This window comes from Mesorhizobium sp. PL10, from assembly GCF_053714315.1.
In genome coordinates this window covers 1-25,672 of sequence record NZ_JBSKBR010000024.1, presented here as the reverse complement: position 1 = coordinate 25,672, position 25,672 = coordinate 1, and the positions used below count along the sequence as shown (strand labels likewise).

Below are 25,672 nucleotides of genomic sequence, written 5' to 3'. Positions count from 1 at the left end.
CTTTCCAGGGGAAAGTCCAATGGCGTCGCAGGAAGTTCTTCGCGAGGAGCCGAGCCGAGGTTCCTTCATCAACGATCCAAAAGTCCGCGGGGTTTTCTTCCAGGCGGTGGTTGTCATCCTGCTGGTGGCGGGCGTCTGGTGGATCGTCCACAATGTCATCGAGAATCTGCAGCGCCTGCACATTGCTTCCGGTTTCGGCTTCCTCAAAAGCCGCGCCGGCTTCGACATCTCCGAAAGCGCCATCGTTTATAGCTCGGACAGCACTTACGGCCGTGCCATTGTCGTCGGGCTGATCAACACCCTCATCGTCGCCGGCGCCGGCATCATCACCGCGACCATCATCGGCTTCGTCATCGGCATCGGCCGCTTGTCCCACAACTGGCTGATCCGCAAGATCTGCACGGTCTATGTCGAGGTTTTCCGCAACATCCCGCCGCTGCTGGTGATCTTCTTCTGGTATTCGGGCGTGCTGGCGGTCTTGCCCGTGGTGCGCGAAAGCATCAACCTGCCGTTCGGTTCTTTTCTCAACCAGCGCGGCTTCTATCTCCCACGCGCCATCTGGGGCGACGGCTCCTGGCTGATCCTGGTCGCCTTGCTTGTCGGCATCGCCATGGCATGGTTCGTCGCCCGCACGGCACGTCAGCGACAGATGGCGACCGGTCAGCAGTTTCCCGTGTTCTGGACCTCGCTGGCGCTGATCGTCGGCCTGCCTTTGCTCGCCTATGTGCTGAGCGGTTTTCCGCTGACCTTCGATTTCCCGAAGCAATCGACTTTCAACCTGACCGGCGGTTTCCAGGTCAAGCCGGAGTTCCTGTCCCTCTATCTGGCACTGTCCTGCTACACGGCGGCCTTCATCGCCGAGATCGTGCGCGCTGGCATTCTCGGCGTCAGCAAGGGCCAGACCGAGGCGGCAGGAGCGCTGGGGCTGCGGCCGGGATCGATCCTGCGGCTAGTCGTCGTCCCGCAAGCCATGCGCATCGTCATCCCGCCGCTGACCAGCCAGTATCTCAACCTGACCAAGAACTCGTCGCTGGCCATCGCCATCGGATATCCCGACCTGACGGCGACAGCCGGCACCGTGCTGAACCAGACGGGTCAGGCGGTCGAGGGCGTGCTGATCATGATGGTGGTTTATCTCGTCATCAGCCTGGTGACCTCGGCAGTCATGAACGTGGTCAACGCCAGAATGGCGCTGGTGGAGAGGTAACGGCCATGCAGAAACATGATACCGCCTGGGTGCGGACCGAAATGGCGCTGGCGCAACAAGCGCCGGCTGGTGTGCGTGGGCCTGTCGCCTGGGTTCGCAAGAACCTGGTCGGCTCGGTGGGCGACGTCATCCTGACCGTCCTGGGTATCGCACTGGTGGTGATGATCCTGCCGCCAATCATCAACTGGGCATTCATCAGCGCCCAGTGGGTGGGGCCGGATCGCACTGTATGCGCCACGGCGGCGCAAGGCGGCATTCAGCCCGACGGCTGGTCCGGCGCCTGCTGGGCCTTCGTCAACGCCAAGTTCGGCCAATTCATGCTCGGCCGCTATCCGATCGAAGAGCGCTGGCGGCCGATCCTGGTCGCCATCCTGTTCGTGGCGCTGCTGGTGCCGCTGCTGATCCCGCGCGTGCCGCGCAAGGGGCTGAACGCCATCCTGCTCTTCCTGGTGCTGCCGATCGTTGCCTTCGTGCTGCTGGTCGGCGGCATGTTCGGTCTGCCGCATGTCGAGACGCAGCTGTGGGGCGGCCTGTTGGTGACGCTGAGCCTGTCTTTCGTCGGCATTGCCGTGTCGCTGCCGATGGGCATCGTGCTGGCGCTCGGTCGGCGCTCGAAGATGCCGATCGTCAAGATGCTGTGCGTGATCTTCATCGAGTTCGTTCGCGGCATCCCGCTGATCACTGTTCTGTTCTTTGCCAGCGTCATGCTGCCGCTGTTCCTGCCCCCGGGCGTTTCCTTCGACAAGTACCTGAGGGCGTTGATCGGCGTTTCGTTGTTTGCCGCTGCCTATATGGCTGAAGTGGTGCGCGGCGGCCTGCAGGCCATCCCCAAGGGTCAGTATGAAGGCGCGGATTCGCTCGGCCTCGGCTACTGGCAGAAGATGGTGCTGATCGTGCTGCCGCAAGCGCTGAAGCTGGTCATACCCGGCATCGTCAACACCTTCATCGGCATGTTCAAGGATACCAGCCTGGTTATCATCATCTCGATGTTCGACCTGCTTGGTGTCGTCAAGCAGAACTTCTCCGATCCCAACTGGGCGACGCCGCAGACCACCAAGTCGGGCCTGATCTTCGCAGCCTTCGTCTTCTGGCTGTTCTGCTTCGGCATGTCGCGCTATTCGATGTACACGGAACGCCGGCTCGACACCGGCCACAAACGCTAAGAACAAAAAGGGGAACCTGCCATGGCCATAGAAAACGCCGTCAGCGCCGAAGAGATCAAGGTCGACGCCAAGAAGATGCACATCTCGGCCACCGATGTCGCCATCGACATCATCGGCATGCACAAATGGTATGGCGAGTTCCATGTGCTGAAGGACATCAACCTGAAGGTGATGCGCGGCGAGCGCATCGTCATCTGCGGCCCCTCGGGCTCCGGCAAGTCGACCATGATCCGCTGCATCAACCGGCTGGAGGAACACCAGAAGGGAAAGATCATCGTCGATGGCAAGGAACTGACCAACGATCTCAAAAAGATCGACGAGGTGCGCCGCGAGGTCGGCATGGTGTTCCAGCACTTCAACCTGTTCCCCCACCTGACCATCCTGGAGAACTGCACGCTGGCGCCGATCTGGGTGCGCAAGACGCCGAAGAAGCAGGCCGAGGAAATCGCCATGCATTTCCTCAAGCGCGTGAAAATCCCGGAGCAGGCCAACAAATATCCGGGCCAGCTGTCGGGCGGCCAGCAGCAGCGCGTGGCGATCGCGCGTTCGCTGTGCATGAACCCGCGCATCATGCTGTTCGACGAGCCGACCTCGGCGCTTGATCCCGAAATGATCAAGGAAGTGCTGGAAACGATGGTGGGCCTTGCCGAGGAAGGCATGACCATGCTGTGCGTCACCCACGAGATGGGCTTTGCCCGCAAGGTCGCCAACCGGGTGATCTTCATGGATCAGGGCCAGATCGTCGAACAGAACACACCGGCCGAGTTCTTCGACCATCCGCGCCATGAGCGCACCAAGCTCTTCTTGTCACAGATCCTGCACTGAGCATTTTCATTCAAACCAGAAGAGCCCGGGCGCAATGCGGCCGGGCTTTTTTGCTATCTGGGGCCGGACGATGACGCGGGGAGACCGCAAAGCCGCCGCATGAGAAAAGCCCTGCGTTTCCTGGCCATGCTGGTTGTCGCGGGCGTGCTTGCCGCAACACTCGGCACTTTGGTGCCGCGCCCGCTCTGGCCGGCGGCCGCTGCGGGTGAGGGCACGCGTCACATTCTGGTGCTGAAGAACCCGATCCACACCGACATCGCCATTCCCGTCGATGATGCCGTGCGCCAGCGTTTTCGTTTTCTGGTCGATGCCGGCATCCCCGCGGACGCTCCCGAGGTGCGCTACATCGTCTTTGGCTGGGGTGGCCGCGCCTTCTATCTGGAGACGCCGAGCTGGTCTGAGCTGAGAGCAGTGCCGGTGCTCAAAGCACTGACCCTGGATGCCTCGGTCATGCATGTCGATATCGCGGGCGCCATCGCCGAACCGCACCCTGATGTCACCGGCTTCGACATTGATGAGAAGCGTTTTGCGGCACTGCTCGATTACATCGACGCGAATTTCCAGCAAGGGCCGAACGGTCCGATCGTCATCGAGAACGCAGCCTATTCCAGCTTTGACCGCTTCTACGAGGCGAACGGCCATTTCAACGCGCTGGTCGGCTGCAACACCTGGACGGCTGCGGGTCTGCGCACCGCCGGCCTTCGCACCGGCTGGTGGAACCCGCTGCCGATGTCGCTCAGCCTGTCGATGCGGCTTTACAATTAGCTGAAAACGGTAGGCATCCCGACGACGTCTAGCGCCGGATGATTTTCTGCGGCTCCCACCCATAGAGCCAGTCCAAATCGGCCGCGAGCTTTTCCGGGGAGCGCATCTTCAGGAACAGGTTGCGCGCCAACGCCACCGGCCCCGCAGCATGCCAGGCCAGGCGGTTGACGGCGCCGCGACGTGCGGCCTTTGCGACACGGGGCCGCCGCAGGTTCTCCCAGATCTGTAAACTCCCAGCCAGATCGGCAGGGAAATCGGCAACGATGGCGGCAAGCGTGGCTGCGTCTTCGATCGCCATGGCCGCACCTTGTGCCGCAAACGGCGTCATCGCATGCGCGGCGTCGCCGATCAGCGCGATGCCTTGCGGGCTCGTCCACCGCGTTTGTTCGACGGTATGGATCGGAAACGCCGTCCAGGGGCCGGCCAGCGCCACAAGCTTCGCCAGGCCCGGCGCTGTGCCGCGCGCGGCGCCGTCGAGAACAGCTGGGTCGGCATGGCCCGACCAGCTCTCCGCAATGCGCTCGCCCTTGGTGAAGGCGGCGAGATTGAAGGCGCGACCTTCGCTGACGGGATAGGCGACCATGTGGAAGCCGGGGTGCAGGAACGTGGTGACGCAGTCGGCGGCGGCGATGGCGGCAAAGGCTTCTCCGGCGGCACTCTCGGCCGCAACTGTGGCCCGCCAGGCGAGTTCGCCCGAGAAGCGGCTTTTGCCGAAAGCCGGTTCCTTACTCGTAAGCTGCGCCCGAACCGATGACCAGACGCCATCGGCGCCGACCAGGAGCCGGCCGCGTGCCTCGATCGCGCGGCCATCCACCTCGGCGGTCACGGCAACATCTTGCGCGTTGACGGCGATACCTGTGACCCGCGCGCCGGTGACGAGCTCAACCCCAGGCTGTTCTGCGACTTGCGCCAGCAGTGCCGCCTGCAGATCGGCGCGGTGGGCAACAAGATACGGCGCCTGCCAGCGCGCTTCGGCCGCTTGCCCAAGTGGCACCCGCGCCAGTTCGCGCAGCGTCGCCGCGTCCTTCAGCGCCACCGCTTCCGGCCGCAAGGCCGCCGGCAGCAGCCGGTCGAGCACGCCGAGTTTTCGAAGAATGCGCGTTGCGTTGGGCGAAAGCTGGATGCCGGCGCCGGCCGCTTCGAGCCGCGACGCCTGTTCCAACAGTTTTATCGGATACCCGCGTTCGGCGAAGGCGAGGGCAGCCGTCAACCCGGCGACGCCAGCCCCGGCGATTATGACCTGCCGGGACCTGACGTCTTCCATCGGCGCTTTGCCGCGGAAGATCAGGCGGCCTGGTCGATATAGAGGCAGCCGGGCGGCTGGGTTTCCGTCGCCTTCAGCTTCGCCGAATAGCGGTAGAGCGTCGAGCAATAAGGGCAGACCTTTTCATTGTCGTCGCCCATGTCGAGAAACACGTGTGGATGATCGAAAGGTGGGTTGGCGCCGGTGCACATGAATTCCCTGACACCGATGTCGATCGCCGGATGGCCGGCATCGTTCTGGAAATGGGGAATGGAACCGCCTGCCATCATCGTCTCCTTAACGCAGTCTCGTCTGCATCTGGATCATAACAGCTCTGTTTGCAAGATCGATGAAATGAAACTGTCGCAAAAGGCTGGCAGAGGATAAGTTGAGCCGGTTAAGCGCATGACCCCGGAAGCCGAGCGATTCCGCGACGGATCACGCGTTACAAATTGATGTTAGAGCGTCCATGGCCATCTCGGCATATGCGGTGCTCCAAAAGGAACGGTTGCAGGCAGGAAACCATGAATGAACTGAAGCCGGTGCAGAGCGAATTCATCAACATCGAGGTGGCGAGCCCCGAGGGCGGCAATCCCGACCGTTTCGTCAACCGCGAATTCTCCTGGCTGCAGTTCAACCGGCGCGTTCTCGAGGAATCGCAAAACGAGCACCATCCGCTGCTCGAACGTGTCCGTTTCCTGTCGATCTCGGCCGCCAATCTCGATGAATTCTTCATGGTTCGCGTCGCGGGCCTTGCCGGCCAGGTGCGCGAAGGCATCGCGCTCAAGAGCCCCGACGGGCGCACGCCCGAGCAGCAGCTCGAACAGCTTTTGCGCGAGGTCGAGCGGCTGCAGGAGGACCAGCAGAACAGCCTGTCGGCGCTGATGCTGCTGCTCAACAAGGAAGGCATTGAGAGCATCACCCGCGATGCATTGACCAAGGACGAGAAGGTCTGGTTGGAAGACCATTTCCAGGACCAGGTGTTCCCGGTGCTGACCCCGCTGTCGATCGACCCGGCGCATCCATTCCCGTTCATTCCCAATCTCGGCTTCTCGATGGCGCTGCAGTTGCGCCATCGCAAGAATGGCGAGGAGATGAGCGCGCTTCTGCGCCTGCCGGTGGCACTGAAGCGCTTCATCCGCCTGCCCGACCGCAAGCAGCACGTCCGCTTCATTCCGCTCGAGGAGGCGGTCGGCCTCTATATCGGCAAGCTGTTCCCCGGCTACGAGGTCAAGGGCTCCGGCACCTTCCGCATCATCCGGGACAGCGATATCGAGGTCGAGGAGGAGTCCGAGGACCTCGTGCGCCTGTTCGAGACGGCGCTGAAGCGCCGCCGCCGCGGTTCGGTCATCCGCATCGAATTCGACAAGTTGATGCCCGGCGAGTTGCGCGACTTCGTTGCAGGCGAGCTTGGCGTCTCTTCGAGCCGCATCAGCGTTTTGACCGGCCCGCTGGCGCTCAGCCAGATTTCCGAGATCGTCGCCGTGCCGCGCGACGACCTCAAGTTCAGGCCCTACAATCCGCGCTTTCCCGAGCGCATCCGCGAACATGGCGGCGATTGTTTCGCGGCCATCCGCGAGAAGGACATCGTCGTCCATCACCCCTATGAATCCTTCGACGTGGTGGTGCAGTTCCTGCGCCAGGCGATGGCCGATCCGGAAGTGGTCGCGATCAAGCAGACGCTCTACCGCACCTCCAACGACAGCCCGATCGTGCGCGCGCTGGTCGATGCCGCCGAGGCCGGCAAGTCGGTGACCGCCCTGGTCGAGCTCAAGGCGCGCTTCGACGAGGAAGCCAACATCCGCTGGGCGCGCGATCTCGAGCGCGCCGGCGTCCAGGTCGTGTTCGGTTTCCTCGAACTGAAGACGCACGCGAAAATGTCGCTGGTGGTGCGGAGGGAAGACGGCAAGCTGCGCAACTATGTGCATCTGGGCACCGGCAACTATCATCCGGTCACCGCGCGCATCTACACCGACCTGTCCTTCTTCACCACCGATCCGACGATTGCCCGCGACGTCGCCCAACTGTTCAACTTCATCACCGGCTATGCCGAGCCGACCGACGAGATGCGGATTGCGATCTCGCCGTTTACGCTGCGCAGCCGCATCCTGAAGCACATTGCCGATGAGATCGCCTATGCCCTGGCTGGCCGGCCGGCGCGCATCTGGATGAAGATGAATGCGCTCGTCGATCCCAACATCATCGACGCGCTCTATGACGCCAGCCGCGCCGGCGTCGAGGTCGACCTCGTCGTGCGCGGCATCTGCTGCCTGCGGCCGCAGGTGCCGGGCCTGTCGGAAAACATCAGGGTCAAGTCGATCGTCGGCCGTTTCCTCGAACACAGTCGCATCTATTGCTTCGGCAACGGCCATGGCCTGCCCTCGGACGAGGCGATCGTCTACATCTCCTCGGCCGACCTGATGCCGCGCAATCTCGACCGCCGTGTCGAGACCATGGTGCCGATCACCAATCCAACTGTGCATGAACAGATACTTGGCCAGATCATGCTGGGCAACATCATGGACAACCAGCAAAGTTTCGACGTATTGGCTGACGGAACCTCCCGGCGCGTGGTGCTGGAGGAGGGTGAGGAACCGTTCAACGCGCAGGAATATTTCATGACCAATCCTAGCCTGTCCGGACGGGGCGATGCGCTGAAGTCGCATGCGCCCAAGCGCATCGCGCAGTTCAAGCGCCGCAAGAAAAACGCTGCAGCGTCCGGCTGATGATTGCAACTTCCCAGGGCCGGCTTCAGGATCGCCGACCGCTGTCCATCATCGACATCGGCTCGAACTCGATCCGCCTTGTCATCTATGAAGGGCTGGCGCGTTCGCCGACCACGCTGTTCAACGAAAAGATGCTGGCCGGCCTCGGCCGCGGCATCGTTTCGACCGGCAAGCTCGATCCCGAGGCGGTAACGCGCTCGATGGAGGAGTTTCGGCGGTTCCGCGCCCTTTCAGATCAAGTCGGCGCCGAGCATATATATGTGCTGGCCACCGCCGCCGCTCGCGAGGCGGTCAACGGCCCCGACTTCATTCACCGCGCCGAAGACGTGCTCAAGACCGAGATCCGGGTACTGAGCGGCCGCCAGGAAGCCCACTATTCGGCGCTCGGCGTCATTTCCGGCTTCCACCCGGCCAACGGCATTGCCGGCGACCTTGGCGGCGGCAGCCTGGAACTGATCGACGTCAACGGTGAGGCGATCGGCGACGGCATCACGCTGCCGCTTGGCGGCCTGCGCCTGCAGGACATGGCGAAGAACTCGCTTGCCCAGGCGGCAAAGATCGCGCGCGAGGAACTGGCGCGGGCGAAGCTCTTGAAGGGCGGGCAGGGCAGGGCCTTCTATGCGGTCGGCGGCACCTGGCGAAATCTTGCCCGGCTGCACATGGAAATGAGCAACTATCCGCTCGGTGTCATGCACCACTACGAAATCAGCGCCGACAGTGCGGCGAACTTCCTCAAGCAGGTCGCGAAAGCCGAGATCGAGAAGGTCAGGGGTATAGAGGGCGTCTCCAAGAACCGCCGCTCGTTGCTGCCCTATGGCGCCATCGTGCTCCAGGAAATCATGGCGGCCATGCAGCCGTCGAAGATCATCGTCTCGGCGCTCGGCGTGCGCGAGGGCTTTCTCTATTCGCTGCTGGGTGCGGCCGAGCAGAAGGCCGATCCGCTGATCTCGGCTTCGGAGGAGTTGGCCCAGCTGCGCTCGCGCTCGGTCACCCATGCCCATGAGCTTGTCGAATGGACGGGCAGAGCCTTTGCCGCTTTCGGCATCGACGAGACCGAGGACGAGGCACGCTATCGCCATGCCGCCTGCCTGCTGGCCGATATCGGCTGGCGCGCGCACCCGGAATATCGCGGCAAGCAGTCGCTCAACATCATCGCCCACGCCTCCTTCATCGGCGTAGACCATCCCGGTCGCGCCTTCCTGGCGCTGGTCGGCCTGTTCCGCCACGAGGGTGTGTTCAACGAGGCAGCGCCGGAAATCCGCGGACTGGCGACGCCGCGCTATCTGGAGCGGGCCCGCGTGCTGGCGGCGATGCTGCGCGTCGTCTACCTGCTGACCGCGGCAATGCCTGGGGTCATGCCGCGGCTGAAATGGGAAAACCGCGGTAACGGTACGCTGGCGCTGGTGCTGCCGGCAGCACTTTCCGATCTTTACGGCGAGCGCCCGGCCGGGCGCCTGGCGCAACTGGCGCGGGTCACCAACCGCCGGCTGGTGCTGGCGGTCGAGGGCGGACCCAGCGTATCGGTGAAGTAAGCTTCAGGCGCGGCCAGCAGCCATTCGTCCATCGATCGACCAGGCGCCGGCACCAGCCATGGCCAGCGCCAGGAAGCCGCCGGCGATGGCGATGTCCTTCATCAGCATCTGCTGGTGCAGGAAGGCGAGCATCGGGTCGTCGCCGCCCTGGCCGTAGTGGCCGATTGAACCGGCGGCGATGCAGAAGGCGGCAAGCAGCAGCGCGACCAGCGGTGTCTGAAAGCCGACCAGGATCAAGAGGCCGGCGATCAGCTCGAACAGGCCCGTTCCCCAGGCGGCCAGCGCCGGCAGTGGCAGGCCGAGGCCGGAGAAGTAGCCGGTCGTGCCGGCAATGTCGGCAAGCGCGTGGTAGCCGGAAGGAACGAACAGGGCGGCGAGCAGCAGCCTGGAAAGCAGAAGCAATACGTCGCGGGGCATGCCGTACCTCCGATGCCGAAGGGCAGGGCCGGGTGGCTCTGTTCCTCCTCCGTACGTCCCGATCCTAGCAGAAATGGAGGTAATTCGGGATGCGTGGCTAGACAGATAACGAAAAAGCGGCGCGGAAAATTCCGCGCCGCCTTCTTGTTCCAGCTATTTCGAGACGGTTCAGCCGCGCTTGGCGTCGATCGAATAGGCGCCGGCGCCCGAGGAGGCCAGCACGAGGAAACCGCCAGTAATGGCGAGGTTCTTGAGGAAGTTGATCATCTGCATCTGATCGGCCCAGTTCATATGGGCAACCAGACCGGTGGCTACGGTGAAGATGGCCAGCACCCAGGCGACGATCCGCGTCTGGAAGCCGACGAGGATGGCGAGACCGCCGACGAGTTCGATCAGGCCGACGACAATGGCCGTCACGGTCGGCAGCGGCAGGCCGAGGCTGCCGAAGTAACCAGCAGTGCCGGCGATCGCGGTGAGCTTGCCGAAACCGGAAAGCAGGAAGATGGCGGCGAGCAGGATGCGGCCGAGCAGGATGGTGGTGGAGCTGTTGGACGCGGTGCCGGCGCCTGCGGTGGAAGAGCTGATGGTCATGGCGGTACTCCAGATAGGGTTGAATGACCCATCAAGTAGAGTAAGCCGACTGTTCACCAAAGCCGTCTATCGGGCGACACATTGTTCACAGTGCGCACATTTTGGTGATCGGGCTGGGGACGCGAAATTCATGTCGGGCAATGGCGAAGTGGGAGCAAATTCTCCCGCCACCAAATCCCTGGCATCTGGCGACGCAGTTCCTCAAGGGGAAGCGCTACGCACTTCCCCGGAATCGCTTATCCTGGATGGGTCATGTCCTCCGGCCGCACCAGCCGGTCGTAATCGGCCTCGCTGACCAGCCCGGTCGCCAGCGCTTCCTCGCGCAAGGTGGTGCCTTTCTTGTGCGCGGTCTTGGCGATCTTGGCGGCATTGTCGTAGCCGATTGTGGGCGCAAGCGCCGTCACCAACATAAGTGAGCGGTCGAGTGCCGCCTTGATGTTGTCCTCGCGCGCCTCGATGCCAACGACGCAATTGTCGGTGAAGGAGATCGAGGCATCGGCGAGCAGCTGCACCGACTGCAGGAAATTGTAGGCCATCAGAGGGTTGTAGACATTGAGCTCGAAATGGCCCTGGCTGCCGGCGAAGGTCAGCGAGGCGTTGTTGCCGAAGACCTGCACGCAGACCTGCGTCATCGCCTCGCACTGGGTCGGGTTGACCTTGCCCGGCATGATCGAGGAGCCCGGCTCGTTTTCCGGCAGCGACAGTTCGCCGAGGCCCGAGCGCGGGCCGGATCCGAGGAAGCGGATGTCGTTGGCGATCTTGAAGAGTGCTGCGGCGGCCGCGTTGATCGCGCCATGCGAGAACACCATGGAATCGTGGGCTGCAAGCGCCTCGAACTTGTTCGGCGCGGTCACGAAGGCGATGCCGGTGATGGCGGCGATGCGGTCGGCCACCTTTTCGGCAAAGCCGACCGGCGCATTGAGGCCGGTGCCCACGGCGGTGCCGCCCTGCGCCAGCTCCTGCAAGCCGGGCAGGGTCATCTCGATGCGCTTGATCGAGGATGCCACTTGCGCCGCATAGCCCGAAAATTCCTGACCCAGCGTGAGGGGAGTGGCGTCCTGCGTGTGGGTGCGGCCGATCTTGATGATATGGTTGAAGGCGCGGGCCTTTGCGTCGAGCGCCTTGTGCAGATGGTGTAGCGCCGGGATCAGATCGTGCACGATGCGCTCGGCGCAGGCGATGTGCATGGCCGTCGGATAGGTGTCGTTCGACGACTGGCTCATATTGACGTGGTCGTTGGGATGCACCGGCTTCTTCGAGCCCATGACGCCGCCCAGAAGTTCGATCGCCCGGTTGGAGATCACCTCGTTGGCGTTCATGTTGGACTGCGTGCCCGAGCCGGTCTGCCAGACGACCAGCGGGAAATGGTCGTTGAGCTTGCCGTCGATGACCTCTTGCGCGGCCTCGATGATGGCTTTGCCGACCGAGGGATCGAGCCGCTTCAGCTCCATATTGGCTTCCGCTGCCGCCCGCTTGACGATGCCCAGCGCGCGCACGATCGAGGCCGGCTGCTTTTCCCAGCCAATCTTGAAATTGCCCAGGGAACGCTGCGCCTGCGCGCCCCAATAACGGTCGGCGGCAACCTCGATGGGGCCGAACGTGTCGTTTTCGGTTCTGGTCCTGGCAGCGGTCACGGGTCTCTCCGACGATCGAATTCGGCAACGGCGTATCGCGTTGCACAATGGCCTTCAAGCAGAGATTGCGGCGGTTAAGGATGCAAATCGGTTAGATGGCCGCAGGCAAACATCGGTTGAGGGTTTTGCCTCGTCAACGCGGAACCTTTTTCTGCCAGCGGCGCAACTTTGTCCTGAAGTAAGACATGCGGCCGAAGGGAAGCGTTCGCCGCCCGGATGGCGGGCTCTTCCGCTCGTCCAGCCGCTGGTGCAACAGCTTCATCAGCCTGCACAAGACGGGTGTTTCCAGCATCTGCATGCGTTTGACGAGGTGGTCGGGCAATGGCATTGCGCGCCAGGCGAAGTAGGCCTCGTAGTCCTGCGGCGTCTCGATCAGGTGCCGGAGGTAAGCTGCGAGCTCCCCGGCGTTGGCGAAGGCGCCAGCGTCGACATAAGAGTGCGTCGGCACGAACTCATCCACATTCGGCGCACCGAGGTAGATCGGCACCGTGCCGGCCATGAAGGCGTCATAGATTTTTTCCGTGACATAGTCGGTCTCGATCGCGTTCTCCATGGCGAAGCAGAATTTGTGCCGCGCGATGGTCTCTATCTTGGTTTTCGGGCCGAGATCGGGGCCTGCGACCGACCGATTGTTGAGGTAGCGGCCATAGGAATCGATCTTGATGTAGCGCGTCAGTTCGGTCGCCAGATCGACCCGTCTGCTGGAATTCGTGCCGGCCGATTGGAAGAGCGCGATCGACGCTGTCTCCGTCTTCGGCATGATCGGTCTGGCCAGCGTTTCCTTCCACCAACTGGCGGGCGGCAGATAGGGCGTCCAGACATCGGATCGCGTTTCATGCGTCATGGTGATGTCGAAGTGCCGCGTGAACTCCGGGTCGGCGGTGCGCCTGTAGTTCTGGCCGCATTCCATCGACCTGGCCACCCAATACTGGCCGGGATATTTGTAGGCATCGCCGATTTCGCGAAAGTCCGGAAGATGAAAGACGACTGCCGCTGCCTCGGAAATCCGGCTTTTGTCCGTTGTCCAGCGGCCGGGCAGCTCACACCTTATCGATGCTGTGTCGACAGGCTTGCCGAAGACGGTCGAGTAGAAAAGAACCAGTGGATCGTTTGACGGCATGGCACCACGAATGTCGCAAACATTGCTCGATCTTCAGACAGACGTCGGATTGGGGCTTTGGTCAAGCGTCGCGGGTTGAAGAGAGTCGAACATCAGCCGGCCGTATAGCTGCCGTCTACGGCAAAAATGCCACCGCTGGTCCAGGCCGCCTCGTCGCTGGCGAGGTAGACCGCGATGCCGGCAAGGTCATTGGTCTGGCCGATACGGCCGAGCGGGTAGCTGCGCTGGACATAGGTCTTGAGCTCCGCCTGCGCCGCAGCCGACAGGTTTTCGATCGACTTGCGCCGCATGGCGGTGTCGACCGTGCCGGGCGCGATCGCATTGACCCTGATGCCGTGCGGTCCGAGCTCGAAGGCCAACGATTTGGTCAGCGAATTCAGCGCGCCCTTGGACAGGGAATACAGGCTAGACGGCCGGTTCGGGATCATCTTGTTGGCGAAGTAGGACGAGATGTTGATGACCGACGTGCTCGCCCCGAAATGCGGCAGCAGTCGCTGCGTGAGGAAGAACGCCGCTGTTACATTGAGCGCGAAGGATTGCTGGAACTGGTCTTCGGTGACGGTCTCGAACGACACGAGATAGGCGACGCCGGCATTGTTGACGAGGATGTCGAGCGGCCGTTCGGATTGCTGCACATGCGCGACGACGGCATCAATACCAGCGCTGGTGGCGAGGTCGGCCGACAGCGTTTCGATCGTGGCGCCACCGATGGCCGTCGCGGCAAGCGCGTTTCGCGCCGCCTCCAGCCTGCCGGTATCGCGACCGACGATCAGTACATCGGCGCCTTCACGCGCAAACGCCTCCGAGATCGCCAGACCAATCCCGTCCGAACCGCCGGTGACCAGCGCCCGCTTGCCAGAAAGTCTCATCGAAGGTCAAGTCTCATGGAAGGCCAAGTCTCATCGAACGATCCCGCTGGTCACGCCGCCCGCTCCGGCACAGCACCGCATGCCGGCCGCCGCAGTCAAGCCATCAGTCTATCACACAGTATGAACTTCGGTTGGCTGCGTGCCGATCCACTACCGCAGCAGCGATTGCGACGTCGGCGAGAGGCGCAAGGTTTCGGTCGGTCTGGTCATATCGATCGCTTCGCGAAATGCTTGCCACCGAGGCGAGGCGGCAAGCGCTGCTTCCTGGTGGGCATGCGCTTCGACACTGTCGAAACCTGTGATGGCGATGAAGACGTTTTCGCCCAGGCGCACTGGCAGGCGGGGAAAGCTGTTTTCGGCGTGTTCGGAGATGAAGGCGCCGAGCAATCTTCCGCCGGCGGTAAGGAGCGAAACGACATCCCTTTCGAAGCTGCCGGCGAAATCGGCCTCGGCGCCGGGCCGCAGATGATGAATCTGGATGACAACGATCCCGGTCAAGCGATTGTGTGCGCTTGGCTTTCCATGCTCCGCCAGAGCGCCTCGCTGGGAGCCCGACAGGTCGAACCCGGCGCTTGGCCATGCCGGCTTCAAGAGCAGCACATCGTCGGAATCGATCATCGTCGCATTGGCGGCATCGCGGTGCGCCGCCCACATCGGCCCGTCATAGAAGGCGGTGAGCGCCTCCTTCCGCGCGGCCATGTCGTCAAAACCGCGCAGCCAGACAAACATGTCGGGTCGGTCGAGGTCGCGAAACTGGCCGATGATGGTCATCCCGGCATCTTCCTGGCCTTCGATGAACCGACTGTCGAAAATGTCGATCAGCGTCTCGCGCCGGCCGGGTTTCAGCGTGTATTGCCGCAACTCGACGACCGGTGAGGCGCGCAGACTGGCTGTTGCAGGCACATTCAGGGGCACGGTCATTGTGTCGTCTCCAAAACAGGATGATCATCCGGTTTATAAAACAGACCGGTTGTCCTGTTTTGTCAATCTGCTATCGTTCGCAAATGTCAGCAGAGATTGCTCAGGTCCAAAAAGGGCCACCGCGAAAACGCACCAACGATCCCGAAGGCCTGCGCAACAAGGTGCTCGATGTCGCCGAAGCGTCGTTCCAGACGCGCGGCTATCACGCCTCCGCCCTTGGCGAACTGATGGCGGCGGCCGGTGTCACCGGCGGCGCGCTGCATCACCATTTCCCGACCAAGAAGGCGCTCGCCTTGGCGGTGATCGAGGAGCGGGTGGCTGCCGCCCTCGACGAGACCTGGATCACGCCCGTACGGGCGGCGGGTTCGGCGCGCGAAGGCGTGCGCGCGGTGTTCGAAGCGGTGGCGGCTGAGCTGGAGCAGCAAGGTTTCGTGCACGGCTGCCCGCTCAACAATCTTGCGCATGAATTGTCGCTCGCCGATCCGGACTTCCGCCTCGCTTTGGCCGGTATCTTTGCAGGGTGGCGGCAGGCGATCGCCGACAAGGTGCGCGCCGACCAGCAGGCGGGAAGAGAGCGGGGCACTGATCCCGAGCGCTTTGCGGCACTCGTCATCGCTGCCTATTCCGGCGCCATGTCGATGGCCAAGACGTCGCAGGATGCGAGTGTGTTGCGCGATTGCCTGGCCGAACTTGAGGCCAGCCCAACGCCGCCATTCCCCGGTGGAGCGAAGCGGCGTCGCAGGGTTCTCCTGCGGCCGGGAAAACCTTGAGGCGGAAGGCCGCTTCCTAGTTGGCAAGCGGCTTGATCGTCTCGTAACCATTCACCGATTCAGCGCTGGTGCCTTCGTCGTAGCGCCGGGCGAGAGCCGCTTGCAGGTCTGGCGCATAGAGCGCGGTGAATGTGTCCAGCGTCTCGCCGGCCCGGTTCTTGAACGTCTCCTTGACGGCCAGTACGCTGTATTTGCAGCCGCCGACGCTGAACGTCTCCTTGCCCTTCACGACCAGGCTCAGCGTCTTGGTGCTCTTCGGCTGCTTGTTCGGCGACAGCTCGACGAATTCAATCGTGCTCTTTGCTCCCGTCTTCAGCGGAAACAGTTTTCGCAGATCGGAAAACGGGATCGTCGCCACCCGTCCGGTATCGCTGTCGCGAAACACTTCGACCAGGCCGGCGAAGAGGAACTGTGTCTGCGGCGATTGCGATTGGTAGGTGTTGGCGACGGAGATCATGCCGCCGGCCGCCGGCCGAAACTCACTGCGGATGCCGGGCATTTCCAGCACGAAGCCGGCCTTGGCCGATCTTGCGTCGATGCAATCGGCGGCATGCACCACACCCGCCGGCAGCAAGCCAGCCAGCACCATGCCTATCGAAGCAACTTTCATGACATCCTCCTCTGCCCGCGCACTGAGCACCGGAGCGGAAAAAATGCCAGAGCTACAATGCTGTGTCGACCTGCTACGCGTGGCAACTGGACGGCAGGGCGCCGGCTGTGCTGAAACTCAGACCATGAATCGCATCTCGACCCGGCGCAATTTCCTCGCACAGGCAGCCGGCCTTGCCATGGCTGGCCTGTTGCCGCGCGCCGCTATCGGCCAGACCGGAAAGCGCATCCAGCCGATCGACGCGAATTTCCTGTTCATCGCCGATGTCCATGCCTGTCGCATGGCGAGCGGCCTGAGCCCCAATTGCCTGCAGGAAGGCAAGACCGACGCCGCGCTGTTGCGCAATGTCGCGGCTCTCAATGGCTTGGCCGACCGGCAATGGCCGGCCGAGATCGACGGCGTTGCCACAGGCTTGCGTTCGGCCGGCAGCCGCATCGATGCGCCGCTCGGCCTCGTCGTTGGCGGCGACATCACCGACGATGGCGGCGGCCAGATCACCGAGCCCAGCGAAGGCACGCAGCTTTTGCAATTCAGCCAGCGCTACAGCCAGGGCGTCGGCCCGGATCGCGTGCACATGCCGGTCTATGTCGGGCTCGGCAATCACGATCTCGACCAGAACGGCTCGCCGCCCCACGTCGACTGGTACCGGCGTGAGCTGCGCGACTATGTCGAGGTCAACCACCGCCCGGGCGTGTTCTTCAAGCCGCCGGTGCCGGCCACCGAATACGATGTCGACACCGACTGTTATTCCTGGGACTGGGGTGGCCTGCATCTCATCCAGACGCATCGCTTTGCCGGTGACACCGGCCATGGCGCGGTGAGCAGCCTGCCGTGGCTGAAGCAGGATCTGGCGACCTACGCCGCCGACGGCCGTCCGGTCATCCTGTTCCAGCACTATGGCTGGGACACATTTTCGGTCGAACGCTGGGACCCGGCCAAACGCACGTTTGACGATGATGGCACAGGCGCGCCGCATTGGTGGAGCGAAGCTGACCGGCAGGCGCTGCTGGCGGCGCTGAAGGGCTACAATGTCATTGCCGTCTTTCACGGCCACCAGCACGAAGTGCCGATGATCTACAACAGCGACGGTCTCGACCTGTTCAAGCCGAAGGCGGCCTATATGGGTGGCTTCGCGCTGGCGAGGGTAACCAGCGAGGCCATGGACGTGGTGCTGGGCGAGGCCACCGGTGACCATGGCGAGGTCAAGTTCACCAATGCCTTCAGCAAGAAGCTGACCTTCTGACGACTCTCAAGAAAAAGGCGGCCTTGAGCCGCCTTCTCATTGCCTGCAATGATCGGATCAGAGCGCCTTGTTGACCTTGTCCTTCACGTCGCCATAGGCTTTCTGCACCTTGCCGGCGATCTTGTCGGCCGTGCCTTCGGCCTCGGTTTGCCTGGCAACGCCAGCGACCTGATCCTTGCTCACCATCTTTGCATCTCCTGGAATTTCATTTGCAGGAGGCAAACGGGCAGGCGTGGCATAGGTTCCCTGTGCTACCGGTCATCGTCGCATTGGTCGCTTATATGGTCGCCGAAACGCTTTGCCGCCGTCTCATCGTGTGGCTAGTGTGACGAAAATTTTGGGGAGACCGTCTTGGCCGAATTCACGCTCATCATCGCCAACAAGTGTTTTTCGTCGTGGTCGCTGAGGCCATGGGTGGCGATGAAGCATCTGGAGATCCCGTTCGAGGAAGGTTTTGTGCGCCTGCGCACGCCCGAGACCTTTGCCAATCTGGCGAAAGTGTCGCCAACCGGCCTTGTGCCGATCCTGAATCACAATGGCAGGATCGTCTGGGAAACCCTTGCCATTCTTGAATATCTGGCCGACCTGTTTCCGCAGAAAAAGCTCTGGCCCGAGGATATCGGCGCCCGTGCCTTGGCCCGCTCGGTGGCGACCGAGATGCATTCCGGCTTTCGTGACGTGCGCTATGGCTGGCCGATGAATTTGCGCCGGCCAAAGGGGCATAAGCCGCTCGACGCCGAAGGCGAGCTCCAGCGGGCACGGATCGAAACGATCTGGCGCCGGTGCCGGGAACAATACGGCAAGGGCGGTCCGTTCCTGTTCGGTCATTTCACCGCGGCCGATGCCATGTACGCGCCGGTCGTCACCCGGTTCGACACCTATGGCGGCGAACTGGCGCCGGATACACGCGCCTATGTCGATGCCGTGCTGGCAACGCCGGCAATGCGGCACTGGTATGCGGAAGCGGCGAAGGAGACGTGGCCGGAACCCGGCCCGGACGAATAGGTCGACTTGACGACATCCCGAGAGCAATTCCAGGCCGCCCGCCGCGCGGTGCAAGCGAACTCTGTCCAGCCGCCGGCGATCACGATGACCCGGGAGAGGGTCTAAGACAGGCGGTCGAACGCAGACGAAAAAGCCCGGCACATACAAGAACGCCTCTCGCACCATTTAATGTGCGGGAGGCGTCCTTTTGCCAGCATTCTTGAGATTTCTCTCCAAATTGCTGGCACCATAGAAATGCGCCGGCTTGGAATTGGTTCCAGGCCTGATGCATTTTTTTACGCGCGCCTTCCGCCGCGGCAGCTGGCCAGTTGAGGCCTCATGCACCCGGCATCCCCAGGTTGAATTCCATCTGCGGGAAAACCAGAAATTGACTCGGCATCAAAAGACGTCTACAAGGAATACGTCGATATTTGTTTGACCGACTTTTGTTATCCGCGCACGCATGCGCGCCTTTGACGAACTTCCCCATCAAAAATCGAGACAAACGCTGTTGTGCAGTCGCACAATGGTGAACGAATATTTGCCAGGGAAAGGGTTCTTCATGGCCACCGGCACAGTGAAATGGTTCAACGCCACCAAAGGTTTTGGTTTTATTCAGCCTGACGACGGCTCCGCCGACGTTTTCGTCCACATTTCGGCCGTAGAGCGCGCCGGCATGCGTGACATCGTCGAGGGCCAGAAGCTCGGCTACGAGATGACCCGCGACAGCAAGTCGGGCAAGATGTCCGCCGATCAGTTGAAGGCGGCCTGATACGAAATCGGCCTTCCGGTGACCACGGATGTACTGGCACCGACGAAAGGCTGAGAGGAGTGCCTTGCGCATCCAACTGGATGCGCGGCGCTTTCCATGGAAGGTCAGGCGGTGCCTGGCCTTTTTCATTTTGCGTGCCATGCCGCGAAAAGTGCGCTGCACGCCGGCCGGAACGTGCTAAGGGACGCTCCAGCAATCTGAGCCGCCCGTATTGCTCCGATGCCGTATTGCTTTGGTTGTGACCGAAGACCGGTCTCGCTCTATCGGCACCAGGCTCCCGACAGGAGAAAGTTTTGACCACTCAATCGAAGACCGCCGACCAGGCCGTGTCGCTGTTCAGCAAGACGCAAACCCAGTCGATGTCGCTCAACCGCATCCTGTCCGAGCGCGATGCCGTCAGCGAGGCTCGCGAAGCCAAGACCGCGCGCTTGCGCGAACTGCGCAAGGAAAAGGAAGCCGACGAGATGGCAGCGGCGGCGGCCCTTGCGGCGTTGCCGAAGCGGGCAGGCAAACGCTGATGGCTACCAAGCGCGTACCGCCTAAACCGATCGATGCCGATTCGACCATTGCGTCCATGGTCGAAGGCCTGGACAAGCCGGTCGAATATGTCCGCCGCGTGCTGGAAAAGCTCGAGCGCTGCAAGCGCGCACATGGCGACGCCCAGGTGCGCGTCGGCGTGCGCGGCCGCGCCGAGGCCCCGAACTACCTGATCGAATATGTCCGTGAGGACAAGAAGACCCAGGAGCGGATGACCTACCAGGATGCCGCCTATAGCGGCAGCACGCATCGCGAGCTGGCGCCGCATCACATCGCCGAGGCGAGGAACTGGTCGCCCGAGGAAATGAACATCACGGCGGTCTCGGCGCTGATCGGCCGCTTGCGCAATCCGCGCGCACCATCATCGCGTTTTTCCGACGAGGACTGACATGGCCATAAAGTTTTCTGCCAAAGACCAGCCGGCAGCACCGGCTGCCGCCGCAAAGCCGGCCAAGCCCGCTGCAGCGCCGAAGGCCGCTGAGGCCGCGACCGACCTGTTCAAGTCGCCAGCGGAAGCATCGAAGGGCAAGGCGGGCAAGAAGAAATAGCGCCTTGCCCCGAGATGCCGGTTATCCCTCGATTGCGCCCGCCGGCCTGGCTGAAGAAGCCGGACCAGTCGCAATTTTCGACTGCCAGAGCTGTGGCGCCTGCTGCTCCTATTCGGCCGAATGGCCGCGCTTTTCGACCGAGGACGATGCGCAGCTCGATCGGATTCCGGAAAAGTTCGTGGCGGCCAACCTGTCCGGCATGCGTTGCGAGGGCGTGCGCTGTATGGCGCTGACCGGCGAGGTCGGCAAGCACACGGCCTGCGGCATTTACGAGATCCGCCCCGACGTCTGCCGCGCCTGCATGCCTGGCGGCGACGATTGCCTGATGGCGCGCAAGGCGCACGGGATGCCGCTGACCCATCTCCCCCCTTGAGGGGGAGATTACGCTCACCCCGCTTGCTCATCCCCACAGCTCCCGATACGTTCCGCGCCGGGCAGGGCGTTGGAGGATCCATGAGCATCGAATTCCTGTTGACGTCGCTGATCGTCGTGGCTTCGCCCGGCACCGGCGTTCTCTACACGCTGAGCGCCGGGCTTTCGCGCGGGGTGCGCGCCTCGATCATTGCCGCTTTCGGCTGCACGCTCGGCATCATCCCGCATATGGCCGCCGCCATCACCGGTCTGGCGGCGCTGCTGCACACAAGTGCTGTCGCCTTCGAGACCCTGAAGTATCTTGGCGTCGCCTATCTCCTCTACATGGCCTGGAACACGCTGAAGGAGAAGGGCGGCTTGAGCGTCGATGAAAGCGTAGCACCCCGCTCGGCAGCCAAAGTCATCACCTCCGGCATCCTGATCAACATCCTCAACCCGAAACTGTCGATCTTCTTCTTTGCCTTCCTGCCGCAATTCGTCAGCACCACCGAACCGAACGCATTCGCCAAGATGCTCGAACTCTCGAGCGTCTTCATGCTGCTGACCTTCGTCGTCTTCGTCGGTTACGGCATCTTCGCCGCCTCGATCCGCAGCCATGTCGTGTCGCGGCCGATGGTGCTGACCTGGATGCGCCGCACGTTCGCCGGCGCCTTCGTCATGCTCGGCGCCAAACTGGCGCTGGCGGACAGGTAGGAAAGACCGGGCGCGGCTATCCTTTGACGTAGCCCATCGCCTCGACGATCGCCCCATCCGCGACGCGCATCAGGTTAACGCCGCGGATGGAATTGCCGTCGGCCATCCAGAAACGCCAGCGGATGGTCGCGCGGTCGCCGGCGACGAACGTCTCTTCGAGCTCGAAGCGCGTGCCGGGCGCGGTGGCGATCGTCGACCACAATTCGACGCAGGCAGCCTTGCCGATGCGGCGGGCGCCGTCCGGTGCCGGTGTCGTGTTCTCGATGACGCAGTCTTCGGCCAAAAGGTCCTCCAGCGCGGAGGGATCGTGATGCTGGAACACGTCGTTATAGCGCCGCATGATTTCGGCCGTATCGCCGGAGCGCTTGGCCGTGGTGACGTCGATGATGATTTCCTGGGTCATGGACTTATCTCCTTCCGTTTCTCAATGATCGCTAGTCGACGAGGCTGGCCCTCAGCGTGATGGTGGCGACGCCGGCTAGAGCCCGCGAGACGAGGCAGACCGCCTTGGCCTTCTGCGCCAGCCGCTCAAAATCCTCTGGCGTTATGCCGGCGATGTCGGCTTCCGTTTCGAGTTCGATGCGGGTGATCGTCGGACCGGCCGTGGTTGCGCCGAGATGCACTTTGGCCACCGTGCGGATGCTGGCGGGCGTGTGCCCTTCGCTGCCCAGGATGGCGGTAAGCGCCATCGAGAAGCAGCCTGCATGGGCCGCCGCAATCAGCTCTTCCGGATTCGTGCCAGGACCGTTCTCGAACCGCGACGGAAAGGAATAGGCGCCTTCGAAGACGCCGCTGCCGAGCCGCAAGCGGCCCGAACCTTCCTTTAGCGTGCCTTGCCATTCTGCGGAAGCTTCACGGATGGTCATGGTCGTTCTCCTGGTTTGGGGTTGAAAGGGCAAACGAGTCAGGCGCCGTCGATGACGACCTTTCCGAACACATCGCCCTGCTGGAAGTAGCGATACGCTTCGGGGGCTTCGGCAAAGGGGAAGACCTTGTCGACGACCGGCTTCAGGCGACGTGCTTCGACGGCGCGCAGCATCGCCTCGAGGTTGCTGCGACTGCCGACGAACAGGCGGCTGATGGTGGCGAGGCTGCGCTGGTAAAGCGCTGCCGGCATCTCGATCGATCTGCCTTTGGCGTCCTGCAGTGTCAGCAGCACGATGTGCCCATAAAGCGTGCTGGCAATCAGAGATTGTGCAAAGGTGGGCGGTCCGCCGGTTTCGATGACGAGATCGATACCGCCTGTCTGCTCGCTCACCCAGCCGCCCCATTCCGGCGTGTCGGTGCTGGAGACAACGAGGTCGGCGCCCAGCGCCCGCAGCCTGTCGGCCTTCCCGGCTCGCGAGGTGACCGCCACGACGCGGCAGCCCGCGAGCTTGGCGAACTGCAACGCAAACAGCGACACGCCACCCGAGCCGATAACCAGAACCCATTGGCCGGGCTTGAGAATCCCGGCCGCCGTCACGGCGTTCCAGGCTGTCACGCCGGCGCAGCTCAGCGTCGCTGCCTCTTGCCAACTGAGATGATCGGGCAGCCGCACCGCCCATTGCTCGTCGAGCACGGCATACTCAGTCAGCATCCCGTCCAGCGTACAGCCGAGCTGGTCGATCAGTCCGGCATTGATGCGGCCACCGATCCAGCGGGCGAAGTAGCTGCCGGTGACGCGGTCGCCGACGGCAAAGCGGGTGACGGCACCGCCGACAGCGACGATTTCTCCGGCGCCGTCACTCAGCGGCACAACGCCCTGGCACGGTGTCAGCGGATAGGAGCCGTTGAGGATCATCGTGTCGCGGCGGTTGAGCGAGGTGGCGCGAACGCGCACCACGATCTCGTGCCGTTTCGGTTCCGGCCGCGCCTCGTCGCGCATCACTAGGGATTCGGTTCGACCAAACCCTTCGATACGATAGCTGCGCATTGATCACTCTCGTGTATATAGACCGATCTACATATTATATAGACCGGTTGTCATATTTTTCGCAAGCCCTATAATGGCCACTGCTGACAGAGGCTGACATGGCGAACGACACCCGCACCCGCATACTCGAGACGACGGCGCTGCTGCTCAGGCAGCGCGGCTATCACGGCACCTCGCTTAACGACATTCTCGGTGCCAGTGGTGCCCCGCGCGGCTCGCTTTATTTCCATTTTCCGGGCGGCAAGGACCAACTGGTCATCGAGGTGACGCGGGACAGCGTCGCCGACGTGACAAAACGGCTGGGCGAAGCGTTGGCCGCCGAGAGCGATCCGGCAGTGGCCGTCCATCACATCTATCAGTCGGTCGGACGCATGCTGGAGGAAAACGAGTTTTCGCTGGGCTGTCCGGTCGCGCCCGTCGTGCTGGATTCGCCGACGGACGTGCCGGAACTAGCCGAACTGTGCCGGTCGGCCTTCGAGCAATGGATAGGTCTGCTGCAACAGACTTTCATCAGGGCAGGGGTGCCCGAGCGCCGCGCGCATGCCCTGGCGTTGCTGGTCGAATCCTCGCTGGAAGGGCTGATGGTGATCGCCCGCGCCACCCGCGACCGCGCGCCGTTGCAGGCGGTAGCCGATGAGGTCGCGGCGCTGGTTGAAGGCGCGGTGCTGTCTGGCAAGGCAAGCCAACATGCGCATGCCGTCGTCTGAACAAGTCTGCGGGCGCTGGTCGCCGTGCCTGTCAAACAAAAAGGGCGCCTTTCGGCGCCCTTTCCGTATGCATAAGCCAGATAGGCTGGATTAGAAATCCATGCCGCCCATGCCGCCCATGCCGCCGCCGCCCATGCCGCCTGGCATGCCGCCGCCAGCCGACTCCTTCTTCGGAGCCTCCGCGATCATGGCTTCGGTGGTGACGAGCAGGCCGGCGACCGAAGCCGCGTCCTGGAGAGCCGTGCGAACGACCTTGACCGGGTCGACGATGCCCATGGCGATCATGTCGCCATACTCGCCGGTCTGGGCGTTGTAGCCGAAGGTGGCGCCCTTGTTGTCAAGGATCTTGCCGGCAACGATCGAGGCTTCCGCACCGGCGTTCGACGCGATCTGGCGGGCCGGAGCCTGCAGCGCACGACGAACGATGTTGATGCCGGCAGCCTGGTCGGCATTGACGCCGTTGGCCTTGATGTTGGCCGAAGCGCGCAGCAGGGCAACGCCGCCGCCTGCAACGATGCCTTCTTCCACGGCCGCGCGGGTCGCGTTCAGCGCATCGTCAACGCGGTCCTTCTTTTCCTTGACTTCGACTTCCGTCGCGCCGCCGACGCGGATCACCGCAACGCCGCCCGCCAGCTTGGCGAGACGTTCCTGCAGCTTCTCCTTGTCGTAGTCCGACGTGGTCTCTTCGATCTGCTGCTTGATCTGGGCAACGCGGCCCTGGATCTCGGCCTTCTTGCCGGCGCCGTCGACGATGGTGGTGTTCTCCTTGGAGATAGACACCTTCTTGGCGCGGCCGAGCATGTTGAGGCCGACGTTCTCGAGCTTGATGCCGAGGTCTTCCGAAATGACCTGGCCGCCGGTGAGGATGGCGATGTCTTCCAGCATGGCCTTGCGGCGATCACCGAAGCCCGGCGCCTTGACGGCGGCGATCTTCAGGCCACCACGCAGCTTGTTGACGACCAGCGTGGCCAGGGCCTCGCCTTCGACGTCTTCCGAGATGATGAGCAGCGGCTTGGAGGTCTGCACGACGGCTTCGAGAACCGGCAGCATGGCCTGGAGGTTGGACAGCTTCTTCTCGTGCAGGAGGATGTAGACGTCCTCGAGCTCGGCAACCATCTTGTCGGCGTTGGTGACGAAGTAAGGCGAGAGATAGCCGCGGTCGAACTGCATGCCTTCGACGACTTCCAGCTCGGTCTCGGCGGTCTTGGCTTCTTCAACCGTGATGACGCCTTCGTTGCCGACCTTCTGCATCGCTTCGGCGATCATGGCGCCGACCGACTCGTCGCCATTGGCCGAGATCGTGCCGACCTGGGCGACTTCCTCGGAGGTCTTGATTTTCTTGGCAGCCTTGCCGAGGGCCGCGACGACTTCGGTCACGGCCAGATCGATGCCGCGCTTCAGGTCCATCGGGTTCATGCCGGCGGCAACGGCCTTGTGGCCTTCCTGAACGATCGACTGCGCCAGAACGGTCGCGGTCGTGGTGCCGTCGCCGGCGATGTCGTTGGTCT

The 25,672-nt window shown here is 62.8% G+C and carries 30 protein-coding genes; 16 read left to right on the top strand and 14 right to left on the bottom strand.

The window, feature by feature from the left end; genetic code table 11:
* Positions 1-19: 19 nt before the first annotated feature.
* From ACWGTO_RS27320 to ACWGTO_RS27305, 4 genes are all read left to right on the top strand, one after another.
* Positions 20-1,207 (top strand): amino acid ABC transporter permease, encoded by a 1,188-nt coding sequence (locus ACWGTO_RS27320; protein WP_454577907.1) that lies wholly within the window; start codon positions 20-22, stop codon positions 1,205-1,207.
* 5 nt (positions 1,208-1,212) lie between these two features.
* On the top strand, positions 1,213-2,370 hold the full coding sequence (locus ACWGTO_RS27315) for an amino acid ABC transporter permease (RefSeq protein WP_454577906.1): 1,158 nt from the start codon (positions 1,213-1,215) through the stop codon (positions 2,368-2,370).
* 21 nt (positions 2,371-2,391) lie between these two features.
* Positions 2,392-3,195: an amino acid ABC transporter ATP-binding protein gene (locus ACWGTO_RS27310; RefSeq protein WP_454577905.1), complete on the top strand. Its 804-nt coding sequence runs from the start codon at positions 2,392-2,394 to the stop codon at positions 3,193-3,195.
* A gap of 99 nt (positions 3,196-3,294) precedes the next feature.
* Positions 3,295-3,960, top strand: coding sequence for a TIGR02117 family protein (locus ACWGTO_RS27305; RefSeq protein ID WP_454577904.1), 666 nt, complete (start codon positions 3,295-3,297; stop codon positions 3,958-3,960).
* A gap of 28 nt (positions 3,961-3,988) precedes the next feature.
* Here the strand turns inward: ACWGTO_RS27305 and ACWGTO_RS27300 are convergent, their stop codons facing one another.
* Complete coding sequence (locus tag ACWGTO_RS27300) at positions 3,989-5,224, bottom strand: FAD-dependent monooxygenase (RefSeq protein WP_454577903.1); 1,236 nt, start codon at positions 5,222-5,224, stop codon at positions 3,989-3,991.
* Between the two features lie 20 nt (positions 5,225-5,244).
* Positions 5,245-5,490: a zinc-finger domain-containing protein gene (locus tag ACWGTO_RS27295; RefSeq protein ID WP_436259442.1), complete on the bottom strand. Its 246-nt coding sequence runs from the start codon at positions 5,488-5,490 to the stop codon at positions 5,245-5,247.
* Positions 5,491-5,727: 237 nt separating this feature from the next.
* Between ACWGTO_RS27295 and ACWGTO_RS27290 the strand changes: the two genes are divergently transcribed.
* A complete protein-coding gene (locus ACWGTO_RS27290; protein ID WP_454577902.1) occupies positions 5,728-7,929 on the top strand; it encodes an RNA degradosome polyphosphate kinase in 2,202 nt (733 codons plus the stop codon).
* On the top strand, positions 7,929-9,461 hold the full coding sequence (gene ppx / locus ACWGTO_RS27285) for an exopolyphosphatase (protein WP_454577901.1): 1,533 nt from the start codon (positions 7,929-7,931) through the stop codon (positions 9,459-9,461). Before ACWGTO_RS27290 ends, ppx begins: the two co-directional genes overlap by 1 nt.
* 3 nt (positions 9,462-9,464) lie before the next feature.
* On the opposite strand, the gene ACWGTO_RS27280 is transcribed toward ppx, so the two are convergent.
* The 6 genes from ACWGTO_RS27280 to ACWGTO_RS27255 form a co-directional block, all read right to left on the bottom strand.
* Positions 9,465-9,878: a DoxX family protein gene (locus tag ACWGTO_RS27280; RefSeq protein ID WP_454577900.1), complete on the bottom strand. Its 414-nt coding sequence runs from the start codon at positions 9,876-9,878 to the stop codon at positions 9,465-9,467.
* A gap of 168 nt (positions 9,879-10,046) precedes the next feature.
* The gene (locus tag ACWGTO_RS27275; RefSeq protein ID WP_454577899.1) at positions 10,047-10,469 is read right to left on the bottom strand and encodes a DoxX family protein; all 423 of its coding nucleotides are present in this window, start codon (positions 10,467-10,469) and stop codon (positions 10,047-10,049) included.
* A 236-nt stretch (positions 10,470-10,705) separates the two neighbouring features.
* Positions 10,706-12,103, bottom strand: coding sequence for a class II fumarate hydratase (fumC, locus tag ACWGTO_RS27270; RefSeq protein WP_454577898.1), 1,398 nt, complete (start codon positions 12,101-12,103; stop codon positions 10,706-10,708).
* Between the two features lie 133 nt (positions 12,104-12,236).
* The gene (locus ACWGTO_RS27265; RefSeq protein ID WP_454577897.1) at positions 12,237-13,223 is read right to left on the bottom strand and encodes a glycosyltransferase family 10 domain-containing protein; all 987 of its coding nucleotides are present in this window, start codon (positions 13,221-13,223) and stop codon (positions 12,237-12,239) included.
* Positions 13,224-13,315: 92 nt separating this feature from the next.
* Positions 13,316-14,092, bottom strand: a complete 777-nt coding sequence (locus tag ACWGTO_RS27260; protein ID WP_454577896.1) for an SDR family NAD(P)-dependent oxidoreductase — start codon at positions 14,090-14,092, stop codon at positions 13,316-13,318.
* 150 nt (positions 14,093-14,242) lie between these two features.
* Positions 14,243-15,013: an NIPSNAP family protein gene (locus ACWGTO_RS27255; protein WP_454577895.1), complete on the bottom strand. Its 771-nt coding sequence runs from the start codon at positions 15,011-15,013 to the stop codon at positions 14,243-14,245.
* Between the two features lie 83 nt (positions 15,014-15,096).
* Between ACWGTO_RS27255 and ACWGTO_RS27250 the strand changes: the two genes are divergently transcribed.
* A complete protein-coding gene (locus ACWGTO_RS27250; protein WP_454577894.1) occupies positions 15,097-15,783 on the top strand; it encodes a TetR/AcrR family transcriptional regulator in 687 nt (228 codons plus the stop codon).
* Between the two features lie 16 nt (positions 15,784-15,799).
* On the opposite strand, the gene ACWGTO_RS27245 is transcribed toward ACWGTO_RS27250, so the two are convergent.
* Positions 15,800-16,393 (bottom strand): hypothetical protein, encoded by a 594-nt coding sequence (locus ACWGTO_RS27245; protein ID WP_454577893.1) that lies wholly within the window; start codon positions 16,391-16,393, stop codon positions 15,800-15,802.
* A 124-nt stretch (positions 16,394-16,517) separates the two neighbouring features.
* Here ACWGTO_RS27245 and ACWGTO_RS27240 point away from each other — a divergent pair, with 124 nt between their 5' ends.
* The gene (locus ACWGTO_RS27240) at positions 16,518-17,636 is read left to right on the top strand and encodes a metallophosphoesterase (protein WP_454577892.1); all 1,119 of its coding nucleotides are present in this window, start codon (positions 16,518-16,520) and stop codon (positions 17,634-17,636) included.
* 57 nt (positions 17,637-17,693) lie between these two features.
* Here the strand turns inward: ACWGTO_RS27240 and ACWGTO_RS27235 are convergent, their stop codons facing one another.
* Positions 17,694-17,822 (bottom strand): CsbD family protein, encoded by a 129-nt coding sequence (locus ACWGTO_RS27235; protein ID WP_454577891.1) that lies wholly within the window; start codon positions 17,820-17,822, stop codon positions 17,694-17,696.
* A gap of 165 nt (positions 17,823-17,987) precedes the next feature.
* Between ACWGTO_RS27235 and ACWGTO_RS27230 the strand changes: the two genes are divergently transcribed.
* The 7 genes from ACWGTO_RS27230 (at position 17,988) to ACWGTO_RS27200 (ending at position 21,542) form a co-directional block, all read left to right on the top strand.
* Positions 17,988-18,641, top strand: coding sequence for a glutathione S-transferase family protein (locus ACWGTO_RS27230; protein ID WP_454577890.1), 654 nt, complete (start codon positions 17,988-17,990; stop codon positions 18,639-18,641).
* 541 nt (positions 18,642-19,182) lie between these two features.
* Positions 19,183-19,392: a cold-shock protein gene (locus ACWGTO_RS27225; protein WP_454577952.1), complete on the top strand. Its 210-nt coding sequence runs from the start codon at positions 19,183-19,185 to the stop codon at positions 19,390-19,392.
* A 293-nt stretch (positions 19,393-19,685) separates the two neighbouring features.
* Entirely contained in the window at positions 19,686-19,910 is a 225-nt protein-coding gene (locus ACWGTO_RS27220; protein ID WP_454577889.1) for a hypothetical protein, read from the top strand.
* Entirely contained in the window at positions 19,910-20,317 is a 408-nt protein-coding gene (locus ACWGTO_RS27215; RefSeq protein ID WP_454577888.1) for a hypothetical protein, read from the top strand. The genes ACWGTO_RS27220 and ACWGTO_RS27215 overlap by 1 nt, the downstream gene beginning before the upstream one ends.
* A gap of 1 nt (position 20,318) precedes the next feature.
* Positions 20,319-20,477: a hypothetical protein gene (locus ACWGTO_RS27210; RefSeq protein ID WP_454577887.1), complete on the top strand. Its 159-nt coding sequence runs from the start codon at positions 20,319-20,321 to the stop codon at positions 20,475-20,477.
* 31 nt (positions 20,478-20,508) lie between these two features.
* A complete protein-coding gene (locus tag ACWGTO_RS27205) occupies positions 20,509-20,850 on the top strand; it encodes a YkgJ family cysteine cluster protein (RefSeq protein ID WP_454577951.1) in 342 nt (113 codons plus the stop codon).
* An 80-nt stretch (positions 20,851-20,930) separates the two neighbouring features.
* Positions 20,931-21,542 carry a LysE family translocator gene (locus ACWGTO_RS27200; RefSeq protein ID WP_454577886.1) on the top strand — a complete coding sequence of 204 codons (612 nt, stop codon included), beginning with the start codon at positions 20,931-20,933 and terminating at the stop codon, positions 21,540-21,542.
* A 16-nt stretch (positions 21,543-21,558) separates the two neighbouring features.
* Here ACWGTO_RS27200 and ACWGTO_RS27195 read toward each other — a convergent pair whose 3' ends face one another.
* From ACWGTO_RS27195 to ACWGTO_RS27185, 3 genes are read right to left on the bottom strand one after another with little or no spacing between them, the layout of a single operon-like run.
* Positions 21,559-21,945 (bottom strand): nuclear transport factor 2 family protein, encoded by a 387-nt coding sequence (locus ACWGTO_RS27195; protein WP_454577885.1) that lies wholly within the window; start codon positions 21,943-21,945, stop codon positions 21,559-21,561.
* A gap of 31 nt (positions 21,946-21,976) precedes the next feature.
* Positions 21,977-22,408, bottom strand: coding sequence for an OsmC family protein (locus ACWGTO_RS27190; RefSeq protein WP_454577884.1), 432 nt, complete (start codon positions 22,406-22,408; stop codon positions 21,977-21,979).
* A gap of 38 nt (positions 22,409-22,446) precedes the next feature.
* Entirely contained in the window at positions 22,447-23,457 is a 1,011-nt protein-coding gene (locus tag ACWGTO_RS27185; protein ID WP_454577883.1) for a zinc-dependent alcohol dehydrogenase family protein, read from the bottom strand.
* Positions 23,458-23,555: 98 nt separating this feature from the next.
* Here ACWGTO_RS27185 and ACWGTO_RS27180 point away from each other — a divergent pair, with 98 nt between their 5' ends.
* Complete coding sequence (locus ACWGTO_RS27180) at positions 23,556-24,164, top strand: TetR/AcrR family transcriptional regulator (RefSeq protein ID WP_454577882.1); 609 nt, start codon at positions 23,556-23,558, stop codon at positions 24,162-24,164.
* A 90-nt stretch (positions 24,165-24,254) separates the two neighbouring features.
* Here the strand turns inward: ACWGTO_RS27180 and groL are convergent.
* The coding region (gene groL / locus ACWGTO_RS27175) for a chaperonin GroEL (protein WP_454577881.1) at positions 24,255-25,672 on the bottom strand (1,418 nt) is incomplete at its 5' end.

Bases quoted from the DNA above. Each gene is read 5' to 3' on its own strand.
- ACWGTO_RS27320 (WP_454577907.1), top strand. From the start codon at position 20: ATGGCGTCGCAGGAAGTTCTTCGCGAGGAGCCGAGCCGAGGTTCCTTC.
- ACWGTO_RS27315 (WP_454577906.1), top strand. From the start codon at position 1,213: ATGCAGAAACATGATACCGCCTGGGTGCGGACCGAAATGGCGCTGGCG.
- ACWGTO_RS27310 (WP_454577905.1), top strand. From the start codon at position 2,392: ATGGCCATAGAAAACGCCGTCAGCGCCGAAGAGATCAAGGTCGACGCC.
- ACWGTO_RS27305 (WP_454577904.1), top strand. From the start codon at position 3,295: ATGAGAAAAGCCCTGCGTTTCCTGGCCATGCTGGTTGTCGCGGGCGTG.
- ACWGTO_RS27300 (WP_454577903.1), bottom strand. From the start codon at position 5,224: ATGGAAGACGTCAGGTCCCGGCAGGTCATAATCGCCGGGGCTGGCGTC.
- ACWGTO_RS27295 (WP_436259442.1), bottom strand. From the start codon at position 5,490: ATGGCAGGCGGTTCCATTCCCCATTTCCAGAACGATGCCGGCCATCCG.
- ACWGTO_RS27290 (WP_454577902.1), top strand. From the start codon at position 5,728: ATGAATGAACTGAAGCCGGTGCAGAGCGAATTCATCAACATCGAGGTG.
- ppx (WP_454577901.1), top strand. From the start codon at position 7,929: ATGATTGCAACTTCCCAGGGCCGGCTTCAGGATCGCCGACCGCTGTCC.
- ACWGTO_RS27280 (WP_454577900.1), bottom strand. From the start codon at position 9,878: ATGCCCCGCGACGTATTGCTTCTGCTTTCCAGGCTGCTGCTCGCCGCC.
- ACWGTO_RS27275 (WP_454577899.1), bottom strand. From the start codon at position 10,469: ATGACCATCAGCTCTTCCACCGCAGGCGCCGGCACCGCGTCCAACAGC.
- ACWGTO_RS27265 (WP_454577897.1), bottom strand. From the start codon at position 13,223: ATGCCGTCAAACGATCCACTGGTTCTTTTCTACTCGACCGTCTTCGGC.
- ACWGTO_RS27260 (WP_454577896.1), bottom strand. From the start codon at position 14,092: ATGAGACTTTCTGGCAAGCGGGCGCTGGTCACCGGCGGTTCGGACGGG.
- ACWGTO_RS27255 (WP_454577895.1), bottom strand. From the start codon at position 15,013: ATGACCGTGCCCCTGAATGTGCCTGCAACAGCCAGTCTGCGCGCCTCA.
- ACWGTO_RS27250 (WP_454577894.1), top strand. From the start codon at position 15,097: ATGTCAGCAGAGATTGCTCAGGTCCAAAAAGGGCCACCGCGAAAACGC.
- ACWGTO_RS27245 (WP_454577893.1), bottom strand. From the start codon at position 16,393: ATGAAAGTTGCTTCGATAGGCATGGTGCTGGCTGGCTTGCTGCCGGCG.
- ACWGTO_RS27240 (WP_454577892.1), top strand. From the start codon at position 16,518: ATGAATCGCATCTCGACCCGGCGCAATTTCCTCGCACAGGCAGCCGGC.
- ACWGTO_RS27235 (WP_454577891.1), bottom strand. From the start codon at position 17,822: ATGGTGAGCAAGGATCAGGTCGCTGGCGTTGCCAGGCAAACCGAGGCC.
- ACWGTO_RS27225 (WP_454577952.1), top strand. From the start codon at position 19,183: ATGGCCACCGGCACAGTGAAATGGTTCAACGCCACCAAAGGTTTTGGT.
- ACWGTO_RS27215 (WP_454577888.1), top strand. From the start codon at position 19,910: ATGGCTACCAAGCGCGTACCGCCTAAACCGATCGATGCCGATTCGACC.
- ACWGTO_RS27210 (WP_454577887.1), top strand. From the start codon at position 20,319: ATGGCCATAAAGTTTTCTGCCAAAGACCAGCCGGCAGCACCGGCTGCC.
- ACWGTO_RS27200 (WP_454577886.1), top strand. From the start codon at position 20,931: ATGAGCATCGAATTCCTGTTGACGTCGCTGATCGTCGTGGCTTCGCCC.
- ACWGTO_RS27195 (WP_454577885.1), bottom strand. From the start codon at position 21,945: ATGACCCAGGAAATCATCATCGACGTCACCACGGCCAAGCGCTCCGGC.
- ACWGTO_RS27190 (WP_454577884.1), bottom strand. From the start codon at position 22,408: ATGACCATCCGTGAAGCTTCCGCAGAATGGCAAGGCACGCTAAAGGAA.
- ACWGTO_RS27185 (WP_454577883.1), bottom strand. From the start codon at position 23,457: ATGCGCAGCTATCGTATCGAAGGGTTTGGTCGAACCGAATCCCTAGTG.
- ACWGTO_RS27180 (WP_454577882.1), top strand. From the start codon at position 23,556: ATGGCGAACGACACCCGCACCCGCATACTCGAGACGACGGCGCTGCTG.